The organism is Nitratireductor soli, from assembly GCF_001050155.1.
GTDB lineage: Bacteria > Pseudomonadota > Alphaproteobacteria > Rhizobiales > Rhizobiaceae > Nitratireductor > Nitratireductor soli.
Genome location: NZ_LFVY01000002.1, coordinates 75388 through 99349 on the forward strand (window position 1 = coordinate 75388; position 23962 = coordinate 99349).

Annotated in this window: 25 protein-coding genes and 1 pseudogene; all 26 read left to right on the forward strand. The window is 64.5% G+C overall.

Features of this window, described 5'->3' with window-relative positions; all coding sequences use genetic code 11:
- Positions 1-186: 186 nt before the first annotated feature.
- The 26 genes and pseudogenes from AB843_RS02795 to trbK-alt all read left to right on the forward strand — a co-directional run bounded on the left by AB843_RS02795 (position 187) and on the right by trbK-alt (position 23960).
- Positions 187-540, forward strand: coding sequence for a DUF2285 domain-containing protein (locus AB843_RS02795; protein WP_082143625.1), 354 nt, complete (start codon positions 187-189; stop codon positions 538-540).
- Between the two features lie 141 nt (positions 541-681).
- Entirely contained in the window at positions 682-954 is a 273-nt protein-coding gene (locus AB843_RS02800) for a helix-turn-helix transcriptional regulator (protein WP_048645507.1), read from the forward strand.
- Between the two features lie 18 nt (positions 955-972).
- Positions 973-2133 carry a replication initiator protein A gene (locus tag AB843_RS02805; RefSeq protein WP_082143626.1) on the forward strand — a complete coding sequence of 387 codons (1161 nt, stop codon included), beginning with the start codon at positions 973-975 and terminating at the stop codon, positions 2131-2133.
- Positions 2130-2648 (forward strand): DUF2840 domain-containing protein, encoded by a 519-nt coding sequence (locus AB843_RS02810; protein ID WP_048645278.1) that lies wholly within the window; start codon positions 2130-2132, stop codon positions 2646-2648. Before AB843_RS02805 ends, AB843_RS02810 begins: the two co-directional genes overlap by 4 nt.
- Entirely contained in the window at positions 2645-3190 is a 546-nt protein-coding gene (locus AB843_RS02815) for a S26 family signal peptidase (protein ID WP_048645279.1), read from the forward strand. Before AB843_RS02810 ends, AB843_RS02815 begins: the two co-directional genes overlap by 4 nt.
- Positions 3191-3225: 35 nt before the next feature.
- A complete protein-coding gene (locus AB843_RS02820; RefSeq protein WP_048645280.1) occupies positions 3226-3558 on the forward strand; it encodes a DUF736 domain-containing protein in 333 nt (110 codons plus the stop codon).
- Between the two features lie 4 nt (positions 3559-3562).
- Positions 3563-4486, forward strand: a complete 924-nt coding sequence (locus AB843_RS02825) for a lytic transglycosylase domain-containing protein (RefSeq protein ID WP_048645281.1) — start codon at positions 3563-3565, stop codon at positions 4484-4486.
- Positions 4483-4803, forward strand: coding sequence for a hypothetical protein (locus AB843_RS25425; RefSeq protein WP_157384409.1), 321 nt, complete (start codon positions 4483-4485; stop codon positions 4801-4803). Before AB843_RS02825 ends, AB843_RS25425 begins: the two co-directional genes overlap by 4 nt.
- Positions 4800-5453 (forward strand): annotated as a pseudogene (locus AB843_RS26370) (relaxase/mobilization nuclease domain-containing protein); the annotation flags it as partial. The gene AB843_RS25425 and the pseudogene AB843_RS26370, both read left to right, overlap by 4 nt.
- Positions 5454-5618: 165 nt before the next feature.
- Positions 5619-6851: a DUF3363 domain-containing protein gene (locus AB843_RS25835; RefSeq protein WP_082143638.1), complete on the forward strand. Its 1233-nt coding sequence runs from the start codon at positions 5619-5621 to the stop codon at positions 6849-6851.
- 282 nt (positions 6852-7133) lie between these two features.
- On the forward strand, positions 7134-7223 hold the full coding sequence (gene kdpF, locus AB843_RS02835; RefSeq protein WP_048645509.1) for a K(+)-transporting ATPase subunit F: 90 nt from the start codon (positions 7134-7136) through the stop codon (positions 7221-7223).
- A 137-nt stretch (positions 7224-7360) separates the two neighbouring features.
- Positions 7361-7486 (forward strand): hypothetical protein, encoded by a 126-nt coding sequence (locus tag AB843_RS26255; RefSeq protein ID WP_280136273.1) that lies wholly within the window; start codon positions 7361-7363, stop codon positions 7484-7486.
- Positions 7473-9539 carry a potassium-transporting ATPase subunit KdpB gene (gene kdpB / locus AB843_RS02840; protein WP_048645283.1) on the forward strand — a complete coding sequence of 689 codons (2067 nt, stop codon included), beginning with the start codon at positions 7473-7475 and terminating at the stop codon, positions 9537-9539. Before AB843_RS26255 ends, kdpB begins: the two co-directional genes overlap by 14 nt.
- Before the next feature lie 125 nt (positions 9540-9664).
- On the forward strand, positions 9665-11347 hold the full coding sequence (gene kdpA / locus AB843_RS02845; protein ID WP_082143627.1) for a potassium-transporting ATPase subunit KdpA: 1683 nt from the start codon (positions 9665-9667) through the stop codon (positions 11345-11347).
- Positions 11348-11362: 15 nt separating this feature from the next.
- Positions 11363-11914 carry a potassium-transporting ATPase subunit C gene (locus tag AB843_RS02850; protein WP_048645284.1) on the forward strand — a complete coding sequence of 184 codons (552 nt, stop codon included), beginning with the start codon at positions 11363-11365 and terminating at the stop codon, positions 11912-11914.
- 57 nt (positions 11915-11971) lie between these two features.
- Positions 11972-14689 (forward strand): sensor histidine kinase, encoded by a 2718-nt coding sequence (locus AB843_RS02855; RefSeq protein WP_048645285.1) that lies wholly within the window; start codon positions 11972-11974, stop codon positions 14687-14689.
- Positions 14689-15381, forward strand: coding sequence for a response regulator transcription factor (locus tag AB843_RS02860; RefSeq protein ID WP_048645286.1), 693 nt, complete (start codon positions 14689-14691; stop codon positions 15379-15381). Before AB843_RS02855 ends, AB843_RS02860 begins: the two co-directional genes overlap by 1 nt.
- An 80-nt stretch (positions 15382-15461) precedes the next feature.
- Positions 15462-15896, forward strand: coding sequence for a PTS sugar transporter subunit IIA (locus AB843_RS02865; RefSeq protein WP_082143639.1), 435 nt, complete (start codon positions 15462-15464; stop codon positions 15894-15896).
- Between the two features lie 222 nt (positions 15897-16118).
- On the forward strand, positions 16119-18101 hold the full coding sequence (locus AB843_RS02870; RefSeq protein WP_048645288.1) for a conjugal transfer protein TraG: 1983 nt from the start codon (positions 16119-16121) through the stop codon (positions 18099-18101).
- Between the two features lie 10 nt (positions 18102-18111).
- On the forward strand, positions 18112-18561 hold the full coding sequence (locus AB843_RS02875) for a ribbon-helix-helix domain-containing protein (protein ID WP_048645289.1): 450 nt from the start codon (positions 18112-18114) through the stop codon (positions 18559-18561).
- 151 nt (positions 18562-18712) lie between these two features.
- Positions 18713-19693, forward strand: a complete 981-nt coding sequence (gene trbB, locus AB843_RS02880) for a P-type conjugative transfer ATPase TrbB (RefSeq protein WP_048645290.1) — start codon at positions 18713-18715, stop codon at positions 19691-19693.
- A complete protein-coding gene (locus AB843_RS02885) occupies positions 19690-20022 on the forward strand; it encodes a TrbC/VirB2 family type IV secretion system protein (protein WP_048645291.1) in 333 nt (110 codons plus the stop codon). The genes trbB and AB843_RS02885 overlap by 4 nt, the downstream gene beginning before the upstream one ends.
- Positions 20022-20303, forward strand: coding sequence for a VirB3 family type IV secretion system protein (locus AB843_RS02890; RefSeq protein ID WP_048645292.1), 282 nt, complete (start codon positions 20022-20024; stop codon positions 20301-20303). Before AB843_RS02885 ends, AB843_RS02890 begins: the two co-directional genes overlap by 1 nt.
- Positions 20304-20315: 12 nt before the next feature.
- Positions 20316-22874, forward strand: a complete 2559-nt coding sequence (gene trbE / locus AB843_RS02895; RefSeq protein ID WP_048645293.1) for a conjugal transfer protein TrbE — start codon at positions 20316-20318, stop codon at positions 22872-22874.
- Positions 22871-23659, forward strand: coding sequence for a P-type conjugative transfer protein TrbJ (trbJ, locus tag AB843_RS02900; protein ID WP_048645294.1), 789 nt, complete (start codon positions 22871-22873; stop codon positions 23657-23659). The genes trbE and trbJ overlap by 4 nt, the downstream gene beginning before the upstream one ends.
- Before the next feature lie 13 nt (positions 23660-23672).
- A complete protein-coding gene (gene trbK-alt, locus AB843_RS02905; protein WP_048645295.1) occupies positions 23673-23960 on the forward strand; it encodes a putative entry exclusion protein TrbK-alt in 288 nt (95 codons plus the stop codon).
- Positions 23961-23962 lie beyond the last annotated feature (2 nt).

Consider the following 23962-nt stretch of genomic DNA (forward strand, 5'->3'; position numbering starts at 1 on the left):
TTCTGGCTTCCCCAGGACGACACCGGCGCAGTCATCCTGGCGCCGGCGCCACCGGTCCTGTCTGCCGGTGCATCTCCGGGAGACGTTCTTGTCCACGAACACGAACGGATCGCGCCGGAAGCAAACCACCTCCTGCATCCTCTCGAGCACGGCCAGCACGTTCATCTCGTTCTCCCGGGAGGCGCGATGACCGGCGCGCCTCTCGTCGCCCTGGTGCCGCTCGGGCTCGACGGCTTCGACCGCGTCGAGGCGATCCTGCGGCTGCTCTCCTCCCTTCACGGTCGCAAACCGCCGCCCGATACGAGGCTCACGGGCCAGCAACGGGCACGCGCGCGGCGCATGTTGCAGGCTTTCGACGGCCGCCGCGATGGCGCGACCCAGCAGGAAATCGCCGAGGTCATTTTTCGCACCGGCAAGCTGACCCGCGACGAATGGCAGGCGGCGTCCGAGCGGCACGCGATCATGAGCCTGCTCGCAAGTGCGCGGGCCATGATCGCGGGGGGATATCGCAAGCTGCTTCGACATCGCCGCCGACCGTAATCCGGGCCGGCCCTTGCGCCGGTGTGGAATTTTGGGTCCCCCCAACTTCCCACTGCAACTCGCCGATCCGCCTTCGCCATCGTGGCCTTCGTCAGCCGCCGACTGCCGGCAGCCTCAACGGAACCACGAAAGGCCCGCTCCATGCGACCCGATCTCGCCGCACTCCCGCCACGCTACTTGCGCACCAAGGAAGCAGCAGTCTTCCTGGGTCTTTCCTCCCGCACCCTCGAAAAGCACCGCACCTACGGAACCGGTCCCGCCTATCGCAAGCTCGGCGGCCGCGTCGTCTATGCGGTCGATGACCTCACGGCCTGGGCCGACAGCGGCGCCGTCACCTCCACCTCCGATCCGCGCAGCAGCGTCCTGCCGGCAAAGCGGCATCAGCCCGCGCCGGTTGCCCGGCGCGCGCGCTGACCGCGAGACAACTCCCTTATGTCAGCGCGCAACCGCCCCATTTCGGAGCGCGGACAGCTCGATCTGTTCCGCGCGATTCCAGGCGATTTCGCGCCCCGCGATGCGCAGGATCTCATGGCCTATCCGTTCTTCTCCCTTTCCAAATCTCATCGGACCGCGCCGATCGACTTCCTCGCCGGTGGCGTCTCGATCCGCGTCGAGGCCGTGCCCGATCACGGCATGGCGACGATCTGGGATGCCGACATCCTGATCTGGGCCGCGAGCCAGATCATCGAGGCGCGTGATGGCGGGTTCACAACGTCGCGCCTGATGGCGACGACGCCGTACGAGATTCTGACCTTCATTCAGCGCGGCGTCGGATCGCGCGACTATCGGCGCTTGAAAGCCGCACTCGACCGCCTCCAGTCAACGACCGTCTCCACGTCGATCCGTCAGCCCACCGAGGGCCGCCGTCACCGCTTCTCCTGGATCAACGAATGGCGGGAGCGCACCGATCATCGCGGCAGACCCGCGGGGATCGAGTTGATCGTGCCGGACTGGTTCTACAGCGCAGTGCTCGATGACGCGCTCGTGCTCACCATCGACCGGAGTTATTTCGACCTGACCGGCGGGCTCGAACGTTGGCTCTATCGCCTGGTGCGCAAGCATGGCGGGAAGCAGCGCCACGGCTGGCGCTTCGATCTGCGCCACCTTCATCGCAAATCCGGCTCTCTCTCGCCCTTCAAGCGCTTCGCCTTCGAACTGCGTGACATCATCCGCCGTCAGCCGCTGCCGGGCTACCAGCTCTTCCTGGAGATCGAAATCGGCGGCCGCGCGCTGCTCGCGTTCGAGCCCTCGCCGCCCTGTGGAAAAGCTGTGAACGGCTTCGTGCTATCGGGAACCCGTAGCATCGTGCCATCAGGAACCCGACCCTCGTGCTATCGGGAACCGAAACAGGGCTTAAGCGACGAAAAACACAGTCGGAATCTCGCCCTTAACTTAGAGTCTAACCAAGAATCTAACCTTGTAGAGCGCCCGCGCGGTGTGGAAAACACCGCTTTGGGCCGCGAACCGGCCGACAGAGCACCCGCATCGCACAATCGCCGCGATGCGCCTTTCGGCCAGATCGGCACAGCACTCTCCGCCACCCAACTCGCCTCTCGCCTCCCTTCAGATGATGAGCCGGGAGGTCTCTCATGACCATGAAACCAGCCCGCCGTGCGCACGGCCGTCCGCTGACGGACGGACCGGCGCCCGGCATCACATTGGTCGAGCTGACCTTCGAGAAGCGCAAGATCGAGCACTGGATACGGTTCGGCCGCAAAAGCTACGAGAAGATACTTGATCGCCGGCGCAGCATCGTCGGCTTCGCACCGAACAGCGTCTTCGCCTTCGTCCGCTGGGCGGCAAACGACTTCGGCACGGTCATCTCGCGCATGGACATCGTGCGCGCAGTTCGTCGCGGCGAGCCGTTCCAGACGCTGCCCTTCGTGCGCCCCGGCGGCGACATCCTGCTGCGTCTCGATAGCTGGCCGAAGGTTCAGCGCGCGCTTGCCGCCATCGACGCCGTGGAAACACTCGGTCTCGACCCGGCCGAGATATCGCCGGATCACTGGCGGCACGTCCACAACCGGCTGAGCGCCGGTCTGGAGGCGTTCGCCTACACCCCAGAGCGACACGCCGCCTGGCTGCGCCGCCAGAGGCTAGATCCATGACGCGCCGCCGCACCCTCGCGTTGACCGCACTGGCCGTCATCGGAATCGCCGCCGCGAGCGCCGTCGAGACGCCGACCAGACTCATCTGGAATGCGACGGCGAGCGCGCCGGTCGGCTTTTACACCGTCGAGCCGGCCGACCGGATCGAGGTGCCCGAGCTGGTCGCCGTCATGCCGCCAGAACCACTCGCCCGCTTCATGGTCGAGCGCGGCTATGTCGGGCGCGGCGTGCCGCTCCTGAAACGTGTTCTCGGCTTGCCGGGACAGGTGGTTTGCCGCATCGGCCGCACCATCACTGTCGACGCCGTGGAGATGGGCGAGGCGCTGGACCGCGACAGCATCGGTCGCGCTCTGCCTGTCTGGCAGGGCTGCCGCGTGATCGCGGACGGCGAACTCTTCCTCATGAACTGGGATGTCCGCGACAGCCTCGACGGCCGCTACTTCGGACCCGTTCCCACCAGATCCGTCATCGGTCGGGCGCTCCCGCTCTGGACCGATGAGGAAGGCGACGGCCGCTATGAGTGGCGCGCGCCAACGCAGTGATCCCACCCCCAACCGCAACCACAGGAGGCTTTGCCATGCCACAAATCGGTCAGTTCACCGCAGACAACGAGGGCTTCGTCGGGCGCGTCCATACGCTCACGCTCTACCGCGAAATCACCATCGTCCCCGCCGAACCATCGGACGCCGAGAACGCGCCGGACTATCGCATCCATCACGGCGCGGAAGACGGCCCGGAAATCGGCGCGGGCTGGAAAGAGGTCGGTGAAAAGGCCGGCGACTATGTTTCGGTGCTCATCGACGATCCCGCCTTGCCGCAGCCGATCCGCGCCAACCTGTTCCAGAACGGGGACAAGACAGCCTGGTCCCTCAATTGGAACCGCCCGCCCAAGCGCCGCGAGCGGAACTGAAGCCATGCGCTTCAATGTCGGGATCGCGCCCAAAAGCCTCATCCCTTTGTTCGCGAAAAAGCCGTCTCATCCCTTCGTCCCGCTCGGCCACCGGACAGCCGGCGCGCGCGGCGGAGGTCAAGGGCGGCCAAGGGCCGGCGCATCGCGCGCACCCTTGACGGTAGCGAGCACGCTGGCAGGCTGGAGTCGTTGCGGAGGCCGGATCGTCGCCGGCGGCGCCATTCTTCTGCTGGCCGGCGCGCTGTCGGTCAGCACGGGACCGGCCATGGCCGTCGCGCAGTCAACGCCCTTCGAGCATCGGGCCGCCGCCGATCCTTATGCAGGACATATCGCGGAGGCGTCACAGCGTTTCGGCATTCCCGAGCACTGGATACGTGCTGTGCTGCGCGCGGAAAGTGCGGGCGACATACGCGCGATCTCTTCGGCCGGCGCGATGGGATTGATGCAGGTCATGCCCGGCACCTGGGCCGAGCTGCGCATTCGTCATGGTCTTGGCCGCGATGCCTACGACCCGCGTGACAATATCCTCGCCGGCGCGGCCTATCTGCGCGAGATGTTCGACCGTTACGGCGATGTCGCCGCGATGCTCGCGGCCTACAATGCCGGTCCAGGCCGCTATGAGGAATATCTTGCGACAGGTCGCACATTGCCCGCCGAAACGCGCGCCTATGTCGCCGCGCTCGCGCCAGTTCTTGGCGGCGCGGCGGCATCCGGACCACCGTCCTCAGCGCCGCCACCGCCGCCGGATTGGCGGGAAGCGCCGCTGTTCGTCATGCGCGCGACCGACACGCAGGCTGCCGTTGCGCCGCCACGCGATGCGCGATCCGGCGACGCCCGCGCGGCCGCACCAATGCGCGATCCCGCCCACGTGGAGCCGCAGGACGACAGCAATATCGTAAGCCGCGCAAGCGACGGAGGAACGCCATGAGCACGGCGTTCCAGCGCTCGGCGCGATCCATTCCGGTGTGCAGGCAGGCAGGATTGCGCCTGGCTGGATTCCCGGCAGGAGGGGCGGAAAGGGCGAAAAAAGCGGAGGGCAAGATTAAAGAAGACGGCACCATGTCGGGCCGCTTCCGAAATTTGTTGTTGTCTGCACACTGGTTAGGCGGTCCGCGAGCGGCACCCCGGTTTTTACCCTCGCGTGCCGCGATGTCGCGCAACGCCTTGGCTTTGCTGGGTTTTGACCGGCACCATAGGTTCGAATCACCCGGTTCACGGCATTTTCGCCCGGAAGCGCGCCCATGAGCGCCGACGATGAAGACCGCTTCCGCCCCAGGCCCGGCCGCATCCGCTCCGACATCCCACGGGCGAGCAAGACCAAGAGCTTTTTCACCCAGGCCAAGAAGATCGCCCGGCAACAGCGGGCAGCCGTCTCCCATGCGCCGACCGCGCCGTCGTCTCCCCGGCCATCAGCGCGCGGCTCCCGCACCATCGTCGCCAGCGGCAAGGGCGTGAAGCGCGGCCGGGGCGCGAGCTTCGTCCGCGCCCGCAACATCTCCGGCAACTGGCATCATCGACAGCCGGTCAGCCGTCGCGTGGTCGTCAAGCAGCGCAGCGTCCGTGCGGCGTGGAAGGACGGTCGTGCCCGCGCGCATCTGCGCTACGTCCAGCGCGACGGCACGGCGCGCGATGGCGAGCGCGGCCAGCTCTATTCTGCGCATGAGGATCGCGCCGACGGCGACGCCTTCCTTGAACGCGGGAAGGAGGATCGGCATCAGTTTCGGTTCATCGTCTCGCCGGAGGATGGCGCGGACCTGTCGGACCTCACGGCATACACGCGCGATTTCATGCGTCAGGTGGAGGCCGACCTTGGAACCAAGCTCGATTGGGTGGCCGTCAACCACTACAACACCGGCCATCCCCATGTGCATGTCATCGTCAACGGCCGTGACGATACGGGCCGGGATCTGGTCATCAACGGCGACTATCTCGCCAACGGGTTGCGCGAGCGTGCCAGCGAGCTTGCAAGCCTCGAACTCGGCCCCGTCACCGAGATCGAGCAGACCCGCAAGCTGTCGACCGAGATCGATCAGGACCGTTTCAGCCGCATCGATCGGGCGATGACCGAGGAAGCTGATGGCCGCTTCCTCGATCTGCGCCATGGGCCCGCCGAACCGAGGCGGCAGTTCAACCGCACGCTGCGCCTGCGTCGTCTCGCCAAGCTGGAGAAGATGGGGTTGGCCACCGAGCACGCACCCGGCGTCTGGGAATTGAACGAGCGGATGGAACCGGCCCTGCGCGAGCTGGGCGAGCGCGGCGACATCATTGGCTCCATGCACAAGGCGCTGAAGGCCGATGGCCTGGAGCGCGATCCCATGACTTTCCAAATCCACGATGCAGTGCCCGAGACGCCCATCGCTGGCCGCGTCGTGGACAAATATCTGTCCGACGAGTTGGGCGAGAACCTGACCGTAATTGTGGACGGGATCGACGGGCGCACGCATCATATTTCCGGCATCGACCCGGCCCGCGTCGAGGATGCCCGGATCGGCAGCGTCCTCGAGATCGGCCCGGCCGACACTGCCAGCCGTCCGTCTGACCGCGTCATTGCCGCCATCGCCGAGGACGGCATCTATCGGCCGAGCCGTCATCGGGAGCAGGCGAAGTTCGAGGGTCGTGTTCCGGGCGGCGATTACGAAGGCTATGTCGATGCCCATGTGCGTCGGCTGGAGGCGCTGCGCCGCGCCGGGATCGTCGAGCGGGTCGACGCCGACCAGTGGCGCATTCCCGACAACTTCGAGAGCCGCGCGGTCGGCTACGACGCGAGCCGCAACCGCCAGGCTAGTATCCGCATTCTTTCGAGCTTCGATCTGGACCAGCAGATCGGTTCGGACGGCGCGACCTGGCTCGACCGGCGGCTTGTTTCGGGCGACGCATCGGATCTCGCGCCGGCCGGCTTCGGCCAGCAGGTGCGAGAGGCCATAGACCAGCGCCGCGAGCATCATGTCGAACGGGGCGACGCCACCCGCCAGCGCGAAGGGCGCATCTTCTATCGGGGCAATCTCCTCGCCACGCTGCGCGAGCGGGAGGTTGCCCGCGTCGGCACGGAACTGGCAACGAGCAAGGGCCTGCCGTTCCGGGCAGCGGCCGAGGGCGAGAGCATCAGCGGTAAGTTCACGGGCTCCGTGCAATTGTCGAGCGGCAAGTTCGCCGTGGTCGAGAAGGCGTATGAATTCACCCTGGTCCCCTGGCGACCCGTTATCGACCGGCAACTCGGCCGCGAGGTCATGGGCGTGATGCAGGGCGGTTCGGTGTCATGGCAGCTTGGGCGGCAACGGGGGTTGTCGCTGTGATGCTACTTGGTGGGACGAAGCAATACCTACTCCGGTGACTTCAGCCGCGCCGTTGGCAGTCAACGTGGGCATGCCGGCAAATTCACACGCCTGTCCCGCAGCGGTTCCACTTAAAGTACTAACGTCTCTTCGGGTGCGCACCGATCCACACTGCCAAATCTATATGAGATTTTTATTTCTTCGCCTCTCCGACTCTCTCGAACCTTTATGCGCTTTGGCGCCATATTCCCGCCAACATCAGTAATGTCGCCTGGCGACGCCCTTGGGAAGAATAGGTGTGCAATGATAATTGACTATGTGCTTGGTGGCCTAGTGACGTTGTTCATCACAGCCTACCTCATTTACGCACTGTTGCGACCCGAGCGGTTCTGATCTGCCGGCCGCCCGTTGCGATGAAATAGGTGATGCGCGATCGGGAGCCGGCTCGGCGACAATCGCACTTTCCCCAATCCTCTGTCCGAGCTTGGAAAGGCGCAAGGCCTCTTCGCGCATCGGACATCATCCTCGGCATGACGCTGGTGATGCTGGCGATCGTGCTCGTCGCCTGTCTGCTGACCCAGTCCTTCGCCGGGGGCAAGCACGCCGGAAACGACTTCGAGAACATCAACGCTGGAGTCTCTCATGAGCCAGTCTAAGTCCGCGAGCATCTTCGATACTCGCATCCTCGTTCCCGCGTTTGGGGGCGCACTCAAGAAACTCGATCCGCGCACGCTGGCCAGGAACCCGGTGATGTTCGTCGTCGCCGTCGTCTCGGTCCTGACGACGATCCTGTTTCTCAAGGACGTCCTAACCGGCGCAGGCGATCTCGGCTTTTCCTTCCAGATCATCCTCTGGCTTTGGTTCACGGTCCTGTTCGCGAACTTCGCCGAGGCGGTTGCCGAGGGGCGCGGTAAGGCGCAGGCGGATTCGCTTCGCCGCTCGCGCACCGAGACGCAGGCCAAGCTGCTGACCAATGGCGACAGCTTCAAGCTCGTGCCAGGCGCGAGCCTGAAGCTGGGCGACGTGGTGCTGGTCGAAGCCGGCGATATCATCCCGTCGGACGGCGAGGTCATAGAAGGTATCGCCTCGGTCAACGAGGCGGCCATCACGGGCGAATCCGCTCCCGTGATCCGCGAGTCGGGCGGCGACCGTTCCGCCGTGACTGGCGGCACGCAGGTGCTTTCGGACTGGATTAAGGTCAGGATCACGGCTGCCGCCGGATCGACCTTCATAGACCGCATGATCTCGTTGGTCGAAGGCGCGGAACGTCAGAAGACCCCGAACGAGATCGCGCTGAACGTCCTGCTTGCGGGGTTGACCCTGATCTTCGTCCTCGCGACGGCGACGATCCCGGCCTTTGCCGCCTATGCGGGCGGCTCCATTCCAGTGATCATGCTAGTGGCGCTGTTCGTCACGCTGATCCCGACCACGATTGGCGCGCTGGTTTCGGCCATCGGCATCGCCGGAATGGACCGGCTAGTGCGCTTCAACGTGCTCGCCATGTCCGGTCGTGCCGTCGAGGCCGCCGGGGACGTCGATACGCTGCTGCTCGACAAGACCGGCACGATCACGCTCGGCAATCGTCAGGCCACCGAGTTCCGCCCTGTCAAAGGCGTGACCGAACAGGAATTGGCCGACGCCGCGCAACTGGCCTCGCTCGCCGACGAGACGCCCGAGGGCCGCTCCATCGTCGTACTAGCCAAGGAGAAATACGGCATCCGCGGCCGCGACATGCAATCGCTCAACGCGACATTTGTGCCGTTCACCGCCCAGAGCCGTATGAGCGGCGTCGATTTCGACGGTTCGTCCATCCGCAAGGGAGCCGTCGATGCGGTCCTCAAGCACATCGAGCAGGTTTCCGCGGCGAACGGCTCCACCCGCGCCAGCGCCGAGAGCAAACGGGAACTGGAGGCGATCGCGAACGATATCGCCAAGATCGGCGGCACGCCGCTTGCGGTCGTAAAGGATGGAAGGCTCTTGGGCGTTATCCACCTCAAAGACATCGTCAAGGGCGGCATTCGCGAGCGCTTCGCGGAGTTGCGCCGGATGGGCATCCGCACGGTGATGATCACCGGCGATAACCCGATGACCGCAGCCGCGATTGCGGCCGAGGCCGGCGTCGATGACTTCCTCGCCGAGGCCACGCCTGAGAACAAGTTGAGCCTGATCCGCGAGGAACAGGCCAAGGGCAAGCTGGTGGCCATGTGCGGTGACGGCACGAATGACGCGCCGGCGCTGGCTCAGGCCGACGTCGGGGTGGCGATGAACACCGGCACGGTCGCAGCCCGCGAGGCCGGCAACATGGTCGACCTCGATTCCGATCCGACAAAGCTCATCGAGATCGTCGGGATCGGCAAACAGCTCCTGATGACGCGCGGTGCTCTCACCACCTTCTCGATCGCCAACGATGTTGCGAAATATTTCGCGATCGTGCCGGCAATGTTCATCGCGCTTTATCCGCAATTGAGCGCGCTCAACATCATGGGGTTGTCGACGCCGCAAAGCGCCATCCTGTCGGCAATCATCTTCAACGCGCTCATCATCATCGCGCTCATTCCGCTGTCGCTCAAAGGCGTCGCCTACAAGGCGATCGGCGCGGATGGGCTCTTGAAACGCAATCTTCTCATCTACGGGCTTGGCGGCCTGATCGTGCCCTTCATCGGAATCAAGGTGATCGACGTCGTCATCACCACCATCGGCCTCGCCTGATCATAGGAGCTCAGGACATGACCCTTCTTTATCTCGTTCTTGGTCTGGCGGTCTTCGGGCTTTTGCTCGTCATGACCTACGCCGTCGACCGGGCCTGACCTTCCAGCGATGTCGGAGACAGTTCGATGCTGACCCAATCCATTCTCTTCGTCGTCCTCATCGTTGGAGGAACGGCGCTCCTTTCCTGGCCGCTCGGCCTTTACATGAAATGGGCGATGGACCCGAGCGATCCATCGTCCGGTATTGCCGGATGGAAGAACCGCGCCTTCCGGGTTGTCGGCGGCCCCCTGACCGCGCAGGACCAGAACTGGAAGCGCTACATGCTCGCCATGCTGGCCTTCAATGTGGTCATGTTCGTGGTCACGTATGGCTTCCTGGCGCTCCAGCAATACCTGCCCCTCAACCCGGACGGGAAGGAAGCGCTGGAAGGCAGCCTGATCTTCAACACGGCCGCTTCGTTCACGTCGAACACGAACCTCCAGCACTACTCCGGTGAAGTGTCGCTGAGCTATCTCTCACAGCTTGGCGGGCTCATGTGGCTCCAGTTCGTGTCGGCCGCCACAGGTATCACGGCCCTCGTTGCGCTCGCTCGCGGGCTCGCCGGCCGCCCGCTCGGCAACTTCTTCGTTGACATACAGCGCGCCGCCTTCCTCGTGCTGCTTCCTGTCGCCTTCGTGTTTGCGATCCTCCTGGTTCTCGGCGGCGTGCCGATGACCTTCAGCGGCAGTGCCATCGCAACCACGCTCGAAGGTGTTCAGCAAACAATCGCACGCGGACCCGTCGCAGCGTTCGTTTCCATCAAGCAACTCGGCACCAATGGCGGCGGCTTCTTCGGCCCCAACAGCACGCACCCGCTCGAGAACCCGAGCTTCTGGACAAACATCATCGAAATGATCGCCATCATCCTGATTCCGATGGCGTGCGTATGGATGTTCGGGCGGGTCATCGGCCGTATACGCCATGCCGGCGTGATCTTCGCGGTGATGCTCGCCTTCATCGCTATCAAGATCACGGGCGCGGTCTATTTCGAAACCGCCCCCACCCAGGCCTTCGCCAACCTGCCGATCGAACAGACCGTGGGCAACCTCGAAGGCAAGGAGATGCGCTTCGGCCCCACGGGCGGCCCGCTCTGGTCCGTACTGACCACATCGACCTCGAACGGCTCCGTCGGCTCCATGCACGACAGCCTGAACCCGATGACCGGGCTGATGCCGATGGTCGGGATGTGGCTCAACGCCACTTTTGGTGGCGTCGGCGTCGGCATGATCAACATGTTCCTCTACATCATCGTCGGCGTCTTCATCGCCGGCATGATGATCGGCCGAACGCCGGAATATCTCGGCTGGCGCGTCGAGGCTCGGGAGGTCAAGTTCGCGCTCTTCGCGCTCCTCGCCCACGGCCTGTTTATACTGGGCGGCACGGCGATCTTCGCGGCGACAGCATGGGGCGCCGACACGCTGAACAATGCCGGACCGCACGGCTTTTCCGAGATCCTCTACGAGTTCTCGTCTGCCAGCGCCAACAACGGCTCGGGCTTCGAGGGGCTCGGCGACAACACCGTGCCCTGGAACCTCGCGACCGGCATCGTGATGCTGCTCGCGCGCTTTATCCCGATCATACTGCCGCTCGCCATCGTCGGCTCGCTGTCGGCCAAACGCCGCAGCACTGAGTCGAGCGGCACACTCAGCGTCGAGGGCGGCGTCTTCGCCACCATGCTCGCCGCCACCATCATCGTCATCGGCGCGCTCACCTTCTTCCCGGCGGCAACGCTCGGCCCGATCGCCGAGCACGTCATCACCATGAACTGAATCGGAGACAGGAACATGCAGTCTCTTCTTGCAAGCATTCGCATCGCGGCGGTGACCATGCTGATCTGTGTCGCCGGCTATGCCACCGCCGTCTGGGCTGTCGCGCGGGCAATCGCGCCCGCCACTGCCTACGCCTCGCTTATCACGAGCCAGGACGGCACGATCATCGGCAGCCGCCAGATCGCGCAGGCTTTTACCCGGCCCGAATACTTCTGGCCTCGGCCTTCCGCTGTCGATTATGATGGCGCTGGTGCCGGCGGCAGCAACTGGTCGCCAACGAGCAGCGATGTTGCTGACCGCGGTCGTGAGATGGTGGAGCGCTACGGCGCAACCTCGGAAAATCCGCTGCCGGCCGAACTCGCTGCGGCGTCGGGCGCAGGGCTCGACCCTCATATCTCCGAGGCGGGTGCCCTATATCAGGTCGCTCGGGTCGCCGAAGCGCGAGGATTGGACCAGTCTCGGGTTGGAGCCTTGGTCCGCAACGCCGCCTTCTCGCCAGGCGGCTTCCTGACCCAGGATCGCATCGTCAACGTCCTCGAACTCAACCTCGCGCTCGACAGGTTGTAAACGTGGGTAGCGGCGGTCCTTCCGTGACTGCCGCTACCCCACGACGGGAGTTGAAAGATGAGTCCCCAGAATCTGACAGACGACACAAAGCGGCCCTCTCCCGAAGCCTTGCTCGAAAAGGCGGAGCAGGAGACGCGTGGCCGTCTCAAGATCTTCCTGGGTGCAGCGCCGGGCGTCGGCAAAACTTACGAAATGCTGATGTCCGGGCGCGCGCGGAAATCCGATGGCGACGACGTCGCGATCGGCGTGGTCGAGACTCATGGACGCAAGGAGACCAAAGCGCTTGTCGAGGGCTTGGAGGTCATCCCAAGAACGAAGGTCGCATACAAGGGTCAGTATCTTGAGGAAATGGACCTCGATGCCGTACTCGAACGGCGCCCGCAGCTCGTTCTCGTTGATGAGCTTGCGCATACCAATGCCCCCGGCAGCCGCCACCCGAAACGTTATCTTGATGTCCTTGAGATTCTTGATCGAGGTATCGACGTCTATACGACGCTCAACATCCAGCACGTCGAAAGCCTCAACGATGTGGTGGCGCAAATCACGCGTATCCGGGTCCGCGAAACAGTCCCGGACACGGTTATCGATCGCGCCGACGATGTCGAGATCATCGACCTGACACCGGATGATCTCATCAGGCGTCTTCACGAGGGGAAGGTCTACCTTCCCAAGACAGCCAAACGCGCGACTGAGAATTACTTCTCACCGGGCAACCTGACTGCGCTGCGCGAACTGGCGTTGCGCCGCACGGCCCAGCGGGTCGATCAGCAGTTGCTGTCGCAGATGCGGGCTCGCGCGATTGAAGGACCTTGGCCCGCCGGCGAGCGTATCTTGGTATGCGTCAGTGAGGATCCACGTTCCGCCGGCCTCATTCGCTATGCGAAGCGATTGGCGGATCGGCTGCACGCGCCATGGACGGCGCTTTATGTCGAGGGTCAGCGCAATCTGCAACTAAGCGAAAATGAGCGTGATCGCGTTGCCGAAGCGCTCCGATTAGCCCAGAATCTTGACGGCGATGCAGTGACAATCCCCGGCGGGGATCGTCGCGTGGCCGATGACGTCATCGCTTATGCGCACGCGAACAACATCACTCACATCGTCATTGGCAAGAGCAGCCGATCGCGCTGGTTTGAAATCTTGCATGGTTCCGTGGTGCACGAGCTTGTACGCCGCGCTGGCAATATCAGCGTGCACGTCGTTGCGGGCGACAGGGAGACCGAAGTTCGCGCTTCCAGAAAATCGGTCGAAACGGCCAATCTCCGGCAGCGCTTCGATTGGGCAATCTATGTCAAATCCACACTTATTGTTGCGGCAGCGGCCGGGATCGCCATGCTGCTCTGGCCTTGGATAGGTGTTGAGCATATCGGCCTGGTGTTCCTGACGGCCGTGGTGGCCGTCGCCGTCCGGTACGGGCTTTGGCCGTCGCTATATGCCAGCATCGCCTCGGCACTCACCTACAATTTTTTCTTCACAGAGCCTTATCACACCTTCTTCATTTCCCGCCCGCGCGAAATCACCTCGGTTGTTTTCTTTACGATCGTCGCAATCATCGTATCAAATGTCGCTGCCCAGGCGAGAGCGCAGACGGTTGCCGCCAAGGCAAGGGCTCGTACGACGGAATCCCTTTATTCCTTTAGCCGCAAGCTTGCAGGGGCCGGGGTGCTTGAGGACGTGCTATGGGCCACAGCTTACCAGATGGCTTCGATGCTGAACGTCCGCGTCGTCATCCTGCTTCCCGACAATGGCGCAGTCGCGGTCAGAGCTGGCTATCCGCCCGACGATACACTGGTTGATGCCGACATAGCCGCTGCGCGCTGGGCCTGGGAGCACAATCGGCCGGCGGGCCGCGGCGCTGACACGCTGCCCGGCGCGAAGCGACTCTATCTGCCGTTGATAACCGGAAGCACACCGGTCGGTGTGGTCGGGTTGGACAATGACAGGGGAGGCCCATTGCTGACGCCGGAGCAGCAACGGCTGTTTGACGCGTTGGCCGACCAAGCAGCGGTTGCCATCGAGCGCATCCAGCTTGTTGCCGAACTCGACAGAGCCAGACTGGCGGCGGAGGCTGACAAACTGCGCTCGGCGCTACTCACGTCGATCTCCCATGATCTCAAGACCCCGCTTGCTTCAATTTTCGGTGCCGCCGGCACGCTGAGGGACTATTCGAACGCATTGTCGGAGGCTGATCGCGCCGATTTGCTCGCGACGGTCGTTGACGAATCCGAACGCCTGAACCGCTTTATCGCCAATCTTCTCGATATGACCCGGATCGAGACGGGGGCGATGGAGCCCAACGCTTCGCTCCAGTATCTGGACGACATTGTCGGCTCGGCGCTCCAGCGCGCCTCAAAGATCATGTCGCTCCATCGGACGGTCACGGAGATACCGGCGAACTTGCCGATGCTCAAGCTCGACCCGGTCCTCTTCGAGCAGGTGTTGTTCAATCTGTTCGACAACGTAGCCAAATATGCGCCCGCCGACACGGCGGTGCGGGTTCGGGCCTGGGAGGATGACCGATGGGTCGCGATCCAGATCCTCGATGAAGGTCCGGGGATTCCGCCATCCGACCTCGAACGGGTCTTCGACAGTTTCCACCGCGTCCGAAAAAAGGATCACGTGCTGGCGGGAACCGGGTTGGGCCTGTCGATCTGCAAGGGGTTCATCGAAGCGATGGGCGGAACAATCACGGCCGCCAATCGGACAGATCGCAGCGGCGCTATCTTTACGATCCGCATGCCGATCCCGACCGAAATGCCAAAACTGGAAGAATTGTGATGACAAATTCCTCCGTAAAAATACTCGTAGTCGATGATGAGCCACCAATCCGAAAATTGCTGCGGCTGGGACTCACCGCCGAAGGCTACGCGATCGTCGAAGCGACGAATGCCAGGGACGCGATGGAAAAGGTTGAGGCCGACCCGCCCGACCTCATCCTTCTCGACCTCGGCCTGCCCGACATGCAGGGGCATGATCTTCTGGCCAGGTGGCGCAACGAGCTTCTCGACCTGCCGATCATCATCCTGTCGAGCCGGACCGACGAAGCCGGCATCGTCAAGGCGCTCGAGCTTGGCGCCGACGACTATGTGACCAAGCCCTTCGGAACAAAGGAACTGGTGGCGCGCATCCGCGTCGCCCTGCGCCACAAGCTCCAGCAGCAGGGCGAACGGCCGATCTTCCAGACCGGTGACCTGTCGGTCGATCTCGTCAAGCGGATCGTCAAGGTCGCGGATAAGGAGGTTAAGCTGTCGCCGAAGGAATACGACATCCTTCGGGTCCTCGTGCAGCATGCAGGCAAGGTCATCACGCATCAACATCTGCTCAATCAGGTCTGGGGCGGATCGACCGATGTCCAGTATCTGCGCGTCTATGTCCGCCAGCTTCGCCAGAAGATCGAGCGGAGCCCCGACGGCTTGCAATACATCACCACGGAAACGGGGGTCGGTTACCGGCTGCGCGAAGCCGATTGAGGTCGACCAAGGAGAGTACGTGGCCACAGGCCGCGCGCATAGGAATGGAAGTGAGTCAACGTATGAATATCTCTGAGGTCATGAAGCCGGACGATGTGCTCATCGGCGTATCCGCCTCCTCGAAAGGCAGACTGTTGCAGCAACTCTCGGAAAGAGCTGCGCGTGCGCTCGGTGTCAGCGAGCACGATATATTGGCCGCCTTGACGAACAGAGAGGCGCTTGGCTCCACCGGAATCGGGGCCGGCATCGCGATCCCGCATGCGCCGATCGCCGATCTTGAACGGCCTTTCGCACTCCTTGTCCGGCTCACCGAGCCGATCGAATTCGACGCGATCGACGATGAACCCGTAGACATCGTTTGCCTGATCCTGACACCACCTGAAGGTCAGGCCAAATACCTGAAGCTGCTCTCTAACGTCGCGAAGCAATTGCGATCTGCGGATGTCGTTAAGGAAATCCGATCAACAAGCGAGGCCGAGCATATATATTCAGCATTCACAAGGTGTGATGATTGAGAAGCTTATCCTTGCGGACGAAATAATCCGGTTAGCCCAGCTCACCTAATTCTCCGCGACTCGACTCCAAATGCGCAGCGGGTCGACGCAGACGGCCGGCACGCCCCGTCCTATTCATACGCCACAGTACCCGGCACCCCTCCGACCCAGTCTTAACTGTTGCCTCTCGCGCAAATGCCTATTCTCTGATCGGCTCCATCTCTTTTGCCGATTGGAGCCTTTATGCGCGGAGGCAGAATACTCTGGGGTCAGATTGCCACCGTCTTCACGATTGTACTGGTGATGACCTGGGCGGCAACGCAATGGGTTGCCCTTCGCCTCGGCTTCCAACCGCAACTCGGCAATCCGTGGTTCGAGCTGGCCGGCTGGCCGGTCTATTATCCTCCGGCCTTTTTCTGGTGGTGGTTCTCTTTCGACGCCTATGCGCCCGCGATCTTCGTCGAGGGCGCGATCATAGCAGCGTCTGGCGGCTTCATCGCCATCGCAGCCGCCATCATGATGTCGATCATCCGGGCGCGCGAAGCGAAGAACGTGGCGACCTACGGCTCCGCGCGATGGGCCGAGGCCAGGGAAATCCGCACCGCCGGCCTGCTCGGTCCCGATGGTGTCGTGCTCGGCCGATACGACCGGGACTACCTGCGCCACGATGGGCCGGAGCATGTCCTATGTTTCGCGCCAACGCGGTCGGGCAAGGGCGTCGGCCTCGTGGTGCCGACGCTGCTGACTTGGCCGGGAAGCTGCATCGTCCACGACATCAAGGGCGAGAACTGGACGCTGACGGCAGGCTTCCGGGCGCGGCACGGCCGGGTCCTGCTGTTCGATCCGACCAACGTGAAGTCGTCGGCCTACAACCCGTTGCTCGAAGTCCGGCAGGGCGAATGGGAAGTGCGCGACGTGCAGAATATCGCCGACATTCTGGTCGATCCCGAAGGCAGTCTCGACAAACGAAACCATTGGGAAAAGACCAGCCACAGCCTGCTTGTAGGCGCGATCCTGCACGTCCTCTACGCCGAGCCCGACAAGACGCTGGCCGGCGTCGCCAACTTCCTGTCCGACCCGCGCCGCCCGGTGGAAGCCACCTTGCGCGCCATGATGGACACGCCGCATCTGGGCGAAGCGGGCGTTCATCCCGTCATCGCTTCGTCCGCCCGCGAGTTGCTGAACAAGTCCGAGAACGAACGCTCAGGCGTGCTCAGCACGGCCATGTCCTTTCTCGGCCTCTACCGCGATCCCGTCGTGGCGCGGGTGACGGCCCGCTGCGACTGGCGCATCGCTGATCTGGTCGGAAGCCGGGAACCCGTCACGCTCTACCTCGTCGTGCCGCCCTCCGACATCAACCGCACCAAGCCGCTGATCCGCCTGATCCTCAACCAGATCGGGCGACGGTTGACCGAAGAGCTGGAGGCGTCGGGCCGGCGCCATCGCCTGCTGCTGATGCTCGACGAGTTTCCCGCGCTCGGCCGGCTCGACTTCTTCGAGAGCGCCTTGGCGTTCATGGCCGGCTACGGCCTCAAGAGCTTTCTGATCGCGCAGAGCCTCAATCAGATCGAGCGCGCCTATGGGCCAAACAACTCGATTCTTGACAACTGCCATGTCCGCGTCGCCTTCGCCACGAACGACGAGCGAACGGCCAAGCGCGTCTCGGACTCGCTCGGCACCGCGACGGAACTGCGCGATTCCACCAACTACGCCGGCCACCGTCTCGCGCCCTGGCTCGGCCACCTTATGGTGTCGCGGCAGGAGACGGCGCGGCCGTTGATGACGCCGGGCGAGATCATGCAGCTTCCGCCAGCCGATGAGATCGTCATGGTGGCGGGCACGCCGCCGATCCGCGCGAAGAAGGCGCGCTATTTCGAGGACAGCCGGTTCACCGAGCGGCTGCTGCCGCCGCCCGGCCTTAAGGCTCAGGACGCCGGGCCGCCGACAGACGAATGGTCCAGCCGCGTGATCGCGCCCGCGAACCAATCTGCCACGAACGCAGCCGGCGGGGCCGAGGGGGACCCGGCCAATGCCGGTATCCGCCGCGAGCCGGAGCTGCCCGAGCACGAGGAGGTCGTTCCGCCACTGCCTTCGCCAGCGCAGGAGTTCGAGCTACTGGACGACGAGCCGGACGTTGACGCGGCCAAGGCCCGTGCCATGCGTCAGCGGATGCGCATGGTGGCGCGGCAGGCGTCGATGAACCCCGATGACGGGATCGAACTTTGAGGGGATGCCTATGACGACCCGCACCCGCATGAATGTCTATTTCGACCCGGAGCTGCTCCGCCAAGTGGAAGCGTTGGCGCTGCGCCGGAAAGTGTCCAAGTCCGCCATCGTCGAGGCCGCCGTCGCCTCCTTCCTGTCCGGCGATTCTGCAGAGCGGCTGGAAGCGGCGTTATCCCGCCGTATGGACAGGCTCGGTCGCCAGGTCGACACGCTCGACGAGGATCTCGCCATCCTGGGCGAGACCGTCTCGCTGTTCATCCGCTTCTGGCTCACCATCACCCCGCCGCTGCCGGAAAGTGCTCAGGCTTCGGCCAAAGCAAAGGGCGCCGAACGCTTCGAGGGCTTCCTGCAAACCCTCGGCCGGAAGCTCGCCACCGGCGACAGGTTCCTGAAAGAGCTGTCGAGAGATGTAGAATCGCAAGCTGCCGATTCCAGCCCATCCGAAGGGCTGGGAGATTGAGCGTGCGGGTTCAACCCATCCTATTTACCGCCGCTCGCCGCCGACCACCGCACGGGCGTAAATACTTGTTGAACCCGCCAGATTTCAGGCTCTCTTATTCGACCCCGATGCGGGGACCGTCTGTTGCGCCCCGTGAAGAAGCGGGGCCGAGATGACTTCCATTCACCAGAAACCGGAGGCGATCCAGCGCGGTGCGCGCATGCTGCGCACCGCGCTCGGTCCCGCCATCGCGCGGTTTCTCGAAGACCTCGCCGTGGTCGAGGTGATGCTGAACCCGGATGGTCGCCTCTGGGTGGATCGGCTATCCGAAGGGCTGGCCGATACGGGAGAGCGGCTGTCGCCCGCCGATGGCGAACGCATCGTGCGTCTCGTCGCCCACCATGTCGGCGCGGAGGTGCATGCGCGCCGCCCCCGCGTCTCCGCCGAACTGCCCGAAACCGGCGAGCGATTCGAGGGCCTGTTGCCGCCCGTCGTCGCCGCCCCGGCCTTCGCCATCCGCAAGCCGGCTGTCGCGGTGTTCACGCTCGACGATTACGTCGCCGCCGGCGTCATGACCGCCGACCAGGCCGAGATGCTGCGCGCGGCCGTAGCGACACGCGCCAACATCCTCGTCGCCGGCGGCACCTCGACCGGCAAGACCACGCTGACCAACGCGCTGCTCGCCGAGGTGGCGAAGGGCACGGATCGCGTCGTCATCATCGAGGACACGCGCGAGCTGCAATGCGCCGCGCCCAACCTCGTCGCCATGCGGACGAAGGATGGCGTCGCCACCTTGTCGGACTTGGTGCGGTCCTCGTTGCGCCTCCGCCCCGACCGCATCCCCATTGGCGAAGTGCGCGGCGCTGAAGCCCTCGACCTGCTCAAAGCCTGGGGCACCGGCCATCCCGGCGGCATCGGCACCATCCACGCCGGCTCCGGCATCGGCGCGCTGCGCCGCCTCGAACAGCTCATTCAGGAGGCCGTCGTCACCGTCCCGCGCGCCCTGATCGCCGAGACCATCAACGTCGTGGCCGTCCTCGCCGGGCGCGGTTCTTCGCGCCGGCTGGCCGAACTCGCCCGTGTCGAAGGGCTCGGGCCGGACGGCGACTACCGCATCACCCCAGCCAACTCCAACACAGGAGACCCTTCATGATCCGCACTCTTTCGCGCGGCTATCGCACCATGGCGACCGCCGCCTCCACACTTGCCATCAGCGTCATGCTCGCGCCCGCCGCCTATGCCTCCGGTTCGTCGATGCCGTGGGAAGCGCCGCTGCAATCCATTCTTCAATCCATTGAGGGGCCGGTCGCCAAGATCATCGCCGTCATCATCATTATCGTCACCGGCCTGACGCTTGCCTTCGGCGATACGGGCGGCGGTTTCCGCAAGCTGATCCAGATCGTGTTCGGCTTGTCGATCGCCTTCGCCGCTTCGAGCTTCTTCCTGTCGTTCTTCTCGTTCGGCGGCGGGGCGCTCGTTTGATGGCGGCTGTCCTCGAACAGCTCGACGCGGTGCCGGGCTTCACCGTCCCGGTCCACCGGGCGCTCACCGAACACATCCTGCTCGGCGGCGCTCCGCGCGCCATCGCCATCATGAACGGGACGCTCGCCGGGGCCGTGGGCCTCGGCCTGCGCCTCTGGCTGGTCGGCCTCGCCATCTGGGCCATCGGCCATTTCGCGGCCGTGTGGGCGGCAAAGCGCGATCCGCTCTTCGTGGAAGTCGGGCGGCGGCATCTGCGCATCCCCGGCCACCTTTCGGTCTGACGGAGCAGCGTGATGATGAACCTTGCCGAATATCGCAATCGCAACACCAGGCTGGCCGACTATCTGCCCTGGGCCGCTCTGGTCGGTCACGGCGTCGTCTTGAACAAGGATGGCTCGTTCCAGCGCACCGCGAAGTTTCGCGGACCGGACCTCGACTCCGCCGTCGCCGCCGAGTTGGTCGCGGTCGCCGGCCGCATCAACAACGCCATGCGCCGTCTCGGTTCGGGCTGGAGCATCTTCGTCGAGGCGCAGCGCAGCGAGGCCGCGACCTATCCCGACAGCACCTTTCCTGATGCGGCTTCCGCCCTGGTCGATGCCGAGCGCAAGGCCGGGTTCGAGGAAGCCGGCACGCATTTCGTATCGGGCTATTTCCTGACTTTCCTCTATCTCCCGCCCGCCGAGGATGCCGCCCGCGCGGAAACCTGGCTCTACGAGGGCCGCGAGCAATCGGGCGTCAATCCTCACGAGATCCTGCGCGGCTTCGTGGACCGCACCGACCGCGTGCTGGCGCTGCTCGACGGCTTCATGCCCGAATGCCGCTGGCTCGATGACGCCGGCACGCTCACCTACCTCCATTCCACCATCTCGACCAACCGGCATCGCGTGCGCGTGCCCGAAGTGCCGATGCACCTCGACGCACTCTTGGCCGACCAGCCGCTGACCGGCGGGCTGGAGCCGCGCCTGGGCGACGCGCATCTGCGCGTCCTGACCGTCGTGGGATTCCCCACCGCGACGACGCCCGGCCTGCTGGACGAGATGAACCGGCTGCCGTTCCCCTATCGGTGGAGCACGCGCGCCATCCTGATGGACAAGACCGATGCGACGCGGCTGCTGACCCGCATCCGCCGCCAGTGGTTCGCCAAGCGCAAGTCCATCGCCGCGATCCTCAAGGAGGTGATGACCAACGAGCAATCCGCGCTCCTCGACACCGACGCCGCCAACAAGGCGCAAGACGCCGACATGGCCCTGCAGGAACTCGGCGCGGACATGGCGGGCATGGCCTATGTCACCGCGACCGTCACGGTCTGGGACGCCGATCCGCGCATCGCCGACGAGAAGCTGCGCCTGGTCGAAAAGATCATTCAGGGCCGCGACTTCACCGCCATGCCCGAAACCGTCAACGCCGTCGATGCCTGGCTCGGCTCGCTCCCCGGACACGCTTACGCCAATGTCCGCCAGCCTCCGGTCTCGACGCTCAACCTTGCCCACATGATCCCGCTTTCTGCCGTGTGGGCAGGGCCGGAACGGGACGAGCATTTCGGTGCGCCCCCCTTGCTTTATGGCAAGACCGAAGGTTCGACCCCGTTCCGGTTTTCTCTTCATGTCGGGGACGTGGGCCACGGCCTCGTCGTCGGCCCCACGGGTGCTGGAAAGTCCGTTCTGTTGGCGCTGATGGCGCTCCAGTTCCGGCGCTACACGGGAAGCCAAGTCTTCGCCTTCGACTTCGGCGGCTCGATCCGCGCCGCCACGCTCGCCATGGGCGGCGACTGGCACGATCTGGGCGGGGAACTGACCGCTGCGGGCGTGTTCAGCCCCGACAGCACCGTCGATCATGATCTGACCGTCGCCCTCGCACGCGATATCGCCGGCGTCTCCCTGCAACCGCTCGCCCGCATCCACGAAACCCATGAACGCGCCTGGGCGGCGGACTGGATCGTCGCCATTCTGATGCGCGAGGGCGTGACGATCTCCCCCGAGGTGAAGGAACATATCTGGACCGCATTGACCTCGCTCGCCTCCGCGCCGGTCGAGGAACGCACCATCACGGGCTTGAGCGTGCTGCTCCAGTCGAACGACTTGAAGCAGGCCATCCGCCCTTACTGTGTCGGCGGCGCCCATGGCCGGCTGCTTGACGCCGAGGCCGAGCATCTGGGCAGTTCCGACGTGCAGGCGTTCGAGATCGAGGGGCTTGTCGGGACCGGCGCGGCTCCCGCCGTCCTGTCCTATCTGTTTCATCGCATCGGCGACCGGCTCGATGGCCGGCCGACGCTGCTCATCATTGACGAGGGCTGGCTGGCGCTCGATGACGAGGGATTCGCCGGCCAGCTCCGCGAATGGCTGAAGACGCTCAGGAAGAAGAACGCGTCCGTCATCTTCGCCACGCAGTCGCTCAGCGACATCGACGGCAGCAACATCGCACCGGCAATCATCGAGAGCTGCCCGACGCGGCTCCTGCTGCCGAACGAACGCGCGATCGAGCCGCAGATCACGGCGATCTATCGCCGTTTCGGCTTGAACGACCGGCAGATCGAAATCCTCGCGCGGGCTACGCCCAAGCGCGATTACTACTGCCAATCGCGGCGCGGCAATCGCCTGTTCGACCTGGGCCTCAGCGAAGTCGGGCTGGCGCTCTGCGCCACATCCTCCAAGACCGATCAGGCCGCCATCGAGCGCATCCATACCGAGCATGGACGCGACGGCTTCCTCGCCGCCTGGCTGCGCGAGCGCGGCGTCGATTGGGCGGCCGACCTGATTCCAAACCTCATCAATCTCACTGAGCGGCCGGAATCCACCGCGCCGGTCGCGCCGGATACACCCCCAAGCCCCACAGCACAGGAGACCCTGCCATGACCCGTATTCGTATTCCCCATCTCGCCAGCGCCTCGGCGCTGGCACTGGCGCTCGCCGTGCCCGTTGCACTTTCGCCGATGATGGCAAGCCCGGCCCATGCCCAGCTTTTCGGCTTCGGCCGGATCGTCTTCGATCCCTCCAACTATGCCGAAAACGTCCTGACGGCCGCGCGCACGCTGGAGCAGATCAACAACCAGATTACCTCGCTCCAGAACGAAGCGCAGATGCTCATCAATCAGGCCCGCAATCTGGCGAGCCTGCCGCATTCCTCGCTCCAGCAGATTCAGCAGAACGTCCAGCGCACGCAGCAGCTCTTGGCACAGGCGCAGAACATCGCCTTCGACGTGCAGAACATCGACCAGGTGTTCCAGAGCCAATACGGCAACGTCTCGCTCTCGGCCACCGACCGGCAGCTTGTCGCCGATGCCCGCGGGCGCTGGGAAAATACCGTCGGCGGCTTGCAGGACGCCATGCGCGTGCAGGCCGGCGTCGTCGGCAATATCGACGCCAACCGCGCCGAGATGTCGGCGCTCGTCGGCCAGAGCCAGGGTGCGACCGGCGCGCTGCAAGCGACGCAGGCCGGCAACCAGCTTCTCGCCCTCCAGTCGCAGCAACTCTCCGACCTGATCGCGGTGATCTCCGCCAACGGTCGCGCCGATGCGCTGACCGAGGCGGAGCGTGCAGCCGCCGCCGAACAGGGCCGCGAGCAGCGCCGCCGGTTTCTCACGCCCGGCACCGGCTACCAGCCGGGCAATGCGCAGATGTTCAACAACGGCAACAACTGACGGGAGCGTCGCCATGGACGGCAAGATGCTGGCCCGGCTCGGGGCCGTGGTGTTCGTCGCCATCGCCGTCACGGCAACTGCCATCGACATGGCGCGGAAGGACGAACCTTCCGTGCCGCCCGCCGCGCCGATCCTCCAGCCGCCGGCCGATCCGCTGCGCGAGGGACAACGCCGCTGCCAGCAGCTCGGTGAAGCCGCCGCGAGCGACGCCGAGTGCCTGCGCGTGTGGGCCGAGACCCGCGACCGCTTCCTCGGCCGCACGCCCGCACCAGCCGCGCCGCGCTCCAGCGAGGAGCGTTGAGA

Coding starts and splice junctions, on each gene's coding strand:
- kdpB (WP_048645283.1), top strand. CDS start 7,473: ATGAGCCAGTCTAAGTCCGCGAGCATCTTCGATACTCGCATCCTCGTT.
- AB843_RS25425 (WP_157384409.1), top strand. CDS start 4,483: ATGAGCACGGCGTTCCAGCGCTCGGCGCGATCCATTCCGGTGTGCAGG.
- AB843_RS02875 (WP_048645289.1), top strand. CDS start 18,112: ATGACGACCCGCACCCGCATGAATGTCTATTTCGACCCGGAGCTGCTC.
- AB843_RS02870 (WP_048645288.1), top strand. CDS start 16,119: ATGCGCGGAGGCAGAATACTCTGGGGTCAGATTGCCACCGTCTTCACG.
- AB843_RS02795 (WP_082143625.1), top strand. CDS start 187: ATGACCGGCGCGCCTCTCGTCGCCCTGGTGCCGCTCGGGCTCGACGGC.
- kdpF (WP_048645509.1), top strand. CDS start 7,134: ATGATAATTGACTATGTGCTTGGTGGCCTAGTGACGTTGTTCATCACA.
- kdpA (WP_082143627.1), top strand. CDS start 9,665: ATGCTGACCCAATCCATTCTCTTCGTCGTCCTCATCGTTGGAGGAACG.
- AB843_RS02860 (WP_048645286.1), top strand. CDS start 14,689: ATGACAAATTCCTCCGTAAAAATACTCGTAGTCGATGATGAGCCACCA.
- AB843_RS02815 (WP_048645279.1), top strand. CDS start 2,645: ATGACGCGCCGCCGCACCCTCGCGTTGACCGCACTGGCCGTCATCGGA.
- AB843_RS02855 (WP_048645285.1), top strand. CDS start 11,972: ATGAGTCCCCAGAATCTGACAGACGACACAAAGCGGCCCTCTCCCGAA.
- trbK-alt (WP_048645295.1), top strand. CDS start 23,673: ATGGACGGCAAGATGCTGGCCCGGCTCGGGGCCGTGGTGTTCGTCGCC.
- AB843_RS02810 (WP_048645278.1), top strand. CDS start 2,130: ATGACCATGAAACCAGCCCGCCGTGCGCACGGCCGTCCGCTGACGGAC.
- AB843_RS02825 (WP_048645281.1), top strand. CDS start 3,563: ATGCGCTTCAATGTCGGGATCGCGCCCAAAAGCCTCATCCCTTTGTTC.
- trbE (WP_048645293.1), top strand. CDS start 20,316: ATGATGAACCTTGCCGAATATCGCAATCGCAACACCAGGCTGGCCGAC.
- trbB (WP_048645290.1), top strand. CDS start 18,713: ATGACTTCCATTCACCAGAAACCGGAGGCGATCCAGCGCGGTGCGCGC.
- AB843_RS02805 (WP_082143626.1), top strand. CDS start 973: ATGTCAGCGCGCAACCGCCCCATTTCGGAGCGCGGACAGCTCGATCTG.
- AB843_RS02800 (WP_048645507.1), top strand. CDS start 682: ATGCGACCCGATCTCGCCGCACTCCCGCCACGCTACTTGCGCACCAAG.
- AB843_RS25835 (WP_082143638.1), top strand. CDS start 5,619: ATGACCGAGGAAGCTGATGGCCGCTTCCTCGATCTGCGCCATGGGCCC.
- AB843_RS26255 (WP_280136273.1), top strand. CDS start 7,361: ATGACGCTGGTGATGCTGGCGATCGTGCTCGTCGCCTGTCTGCTGACC.
- AB843_RS02885 (WP_048645291.1), top strand. CDS start 19,690: ATGATCCGCACTCTTTCGCGCGGCTATCGCACCATGGCGACCGCCGCC.
- trbJ (WP_048645294.1), top strand. CDS start 22,871: ATGACCCGTATTCGTATTCCCCATCTCGCCAGCGCCTCGGCGCTGGCA.
- AB843_RS02865 (WP_082143639.1), top strand. CDS start 15,462: ATGAAGCCGGACGATGTGCTCATCGGCGTATCCGCCTCCTCGAAAGGC.
- AB843_RS02890 (WP_048645292.1), top strand. CDS start 20,022: ATGGCGGCTGTCCTCGAACAGCTCGACGCGGTGCCGGGCTTCACCGTC.
- AB843_RS02820 (WP_048645280.1), top strand. CDS start 3,226: ATGCCACAAATCGGTCAGTTCACCGCAGACAACGAGGGCTTCGTCGGG.
- AB843_RS02850 (WP_048645284.1), top strand. CDS start 11,363: ATGCAGTCTCTTCTTGCAAGCATTCGCATCGCGGCGGTGACCATGCTG.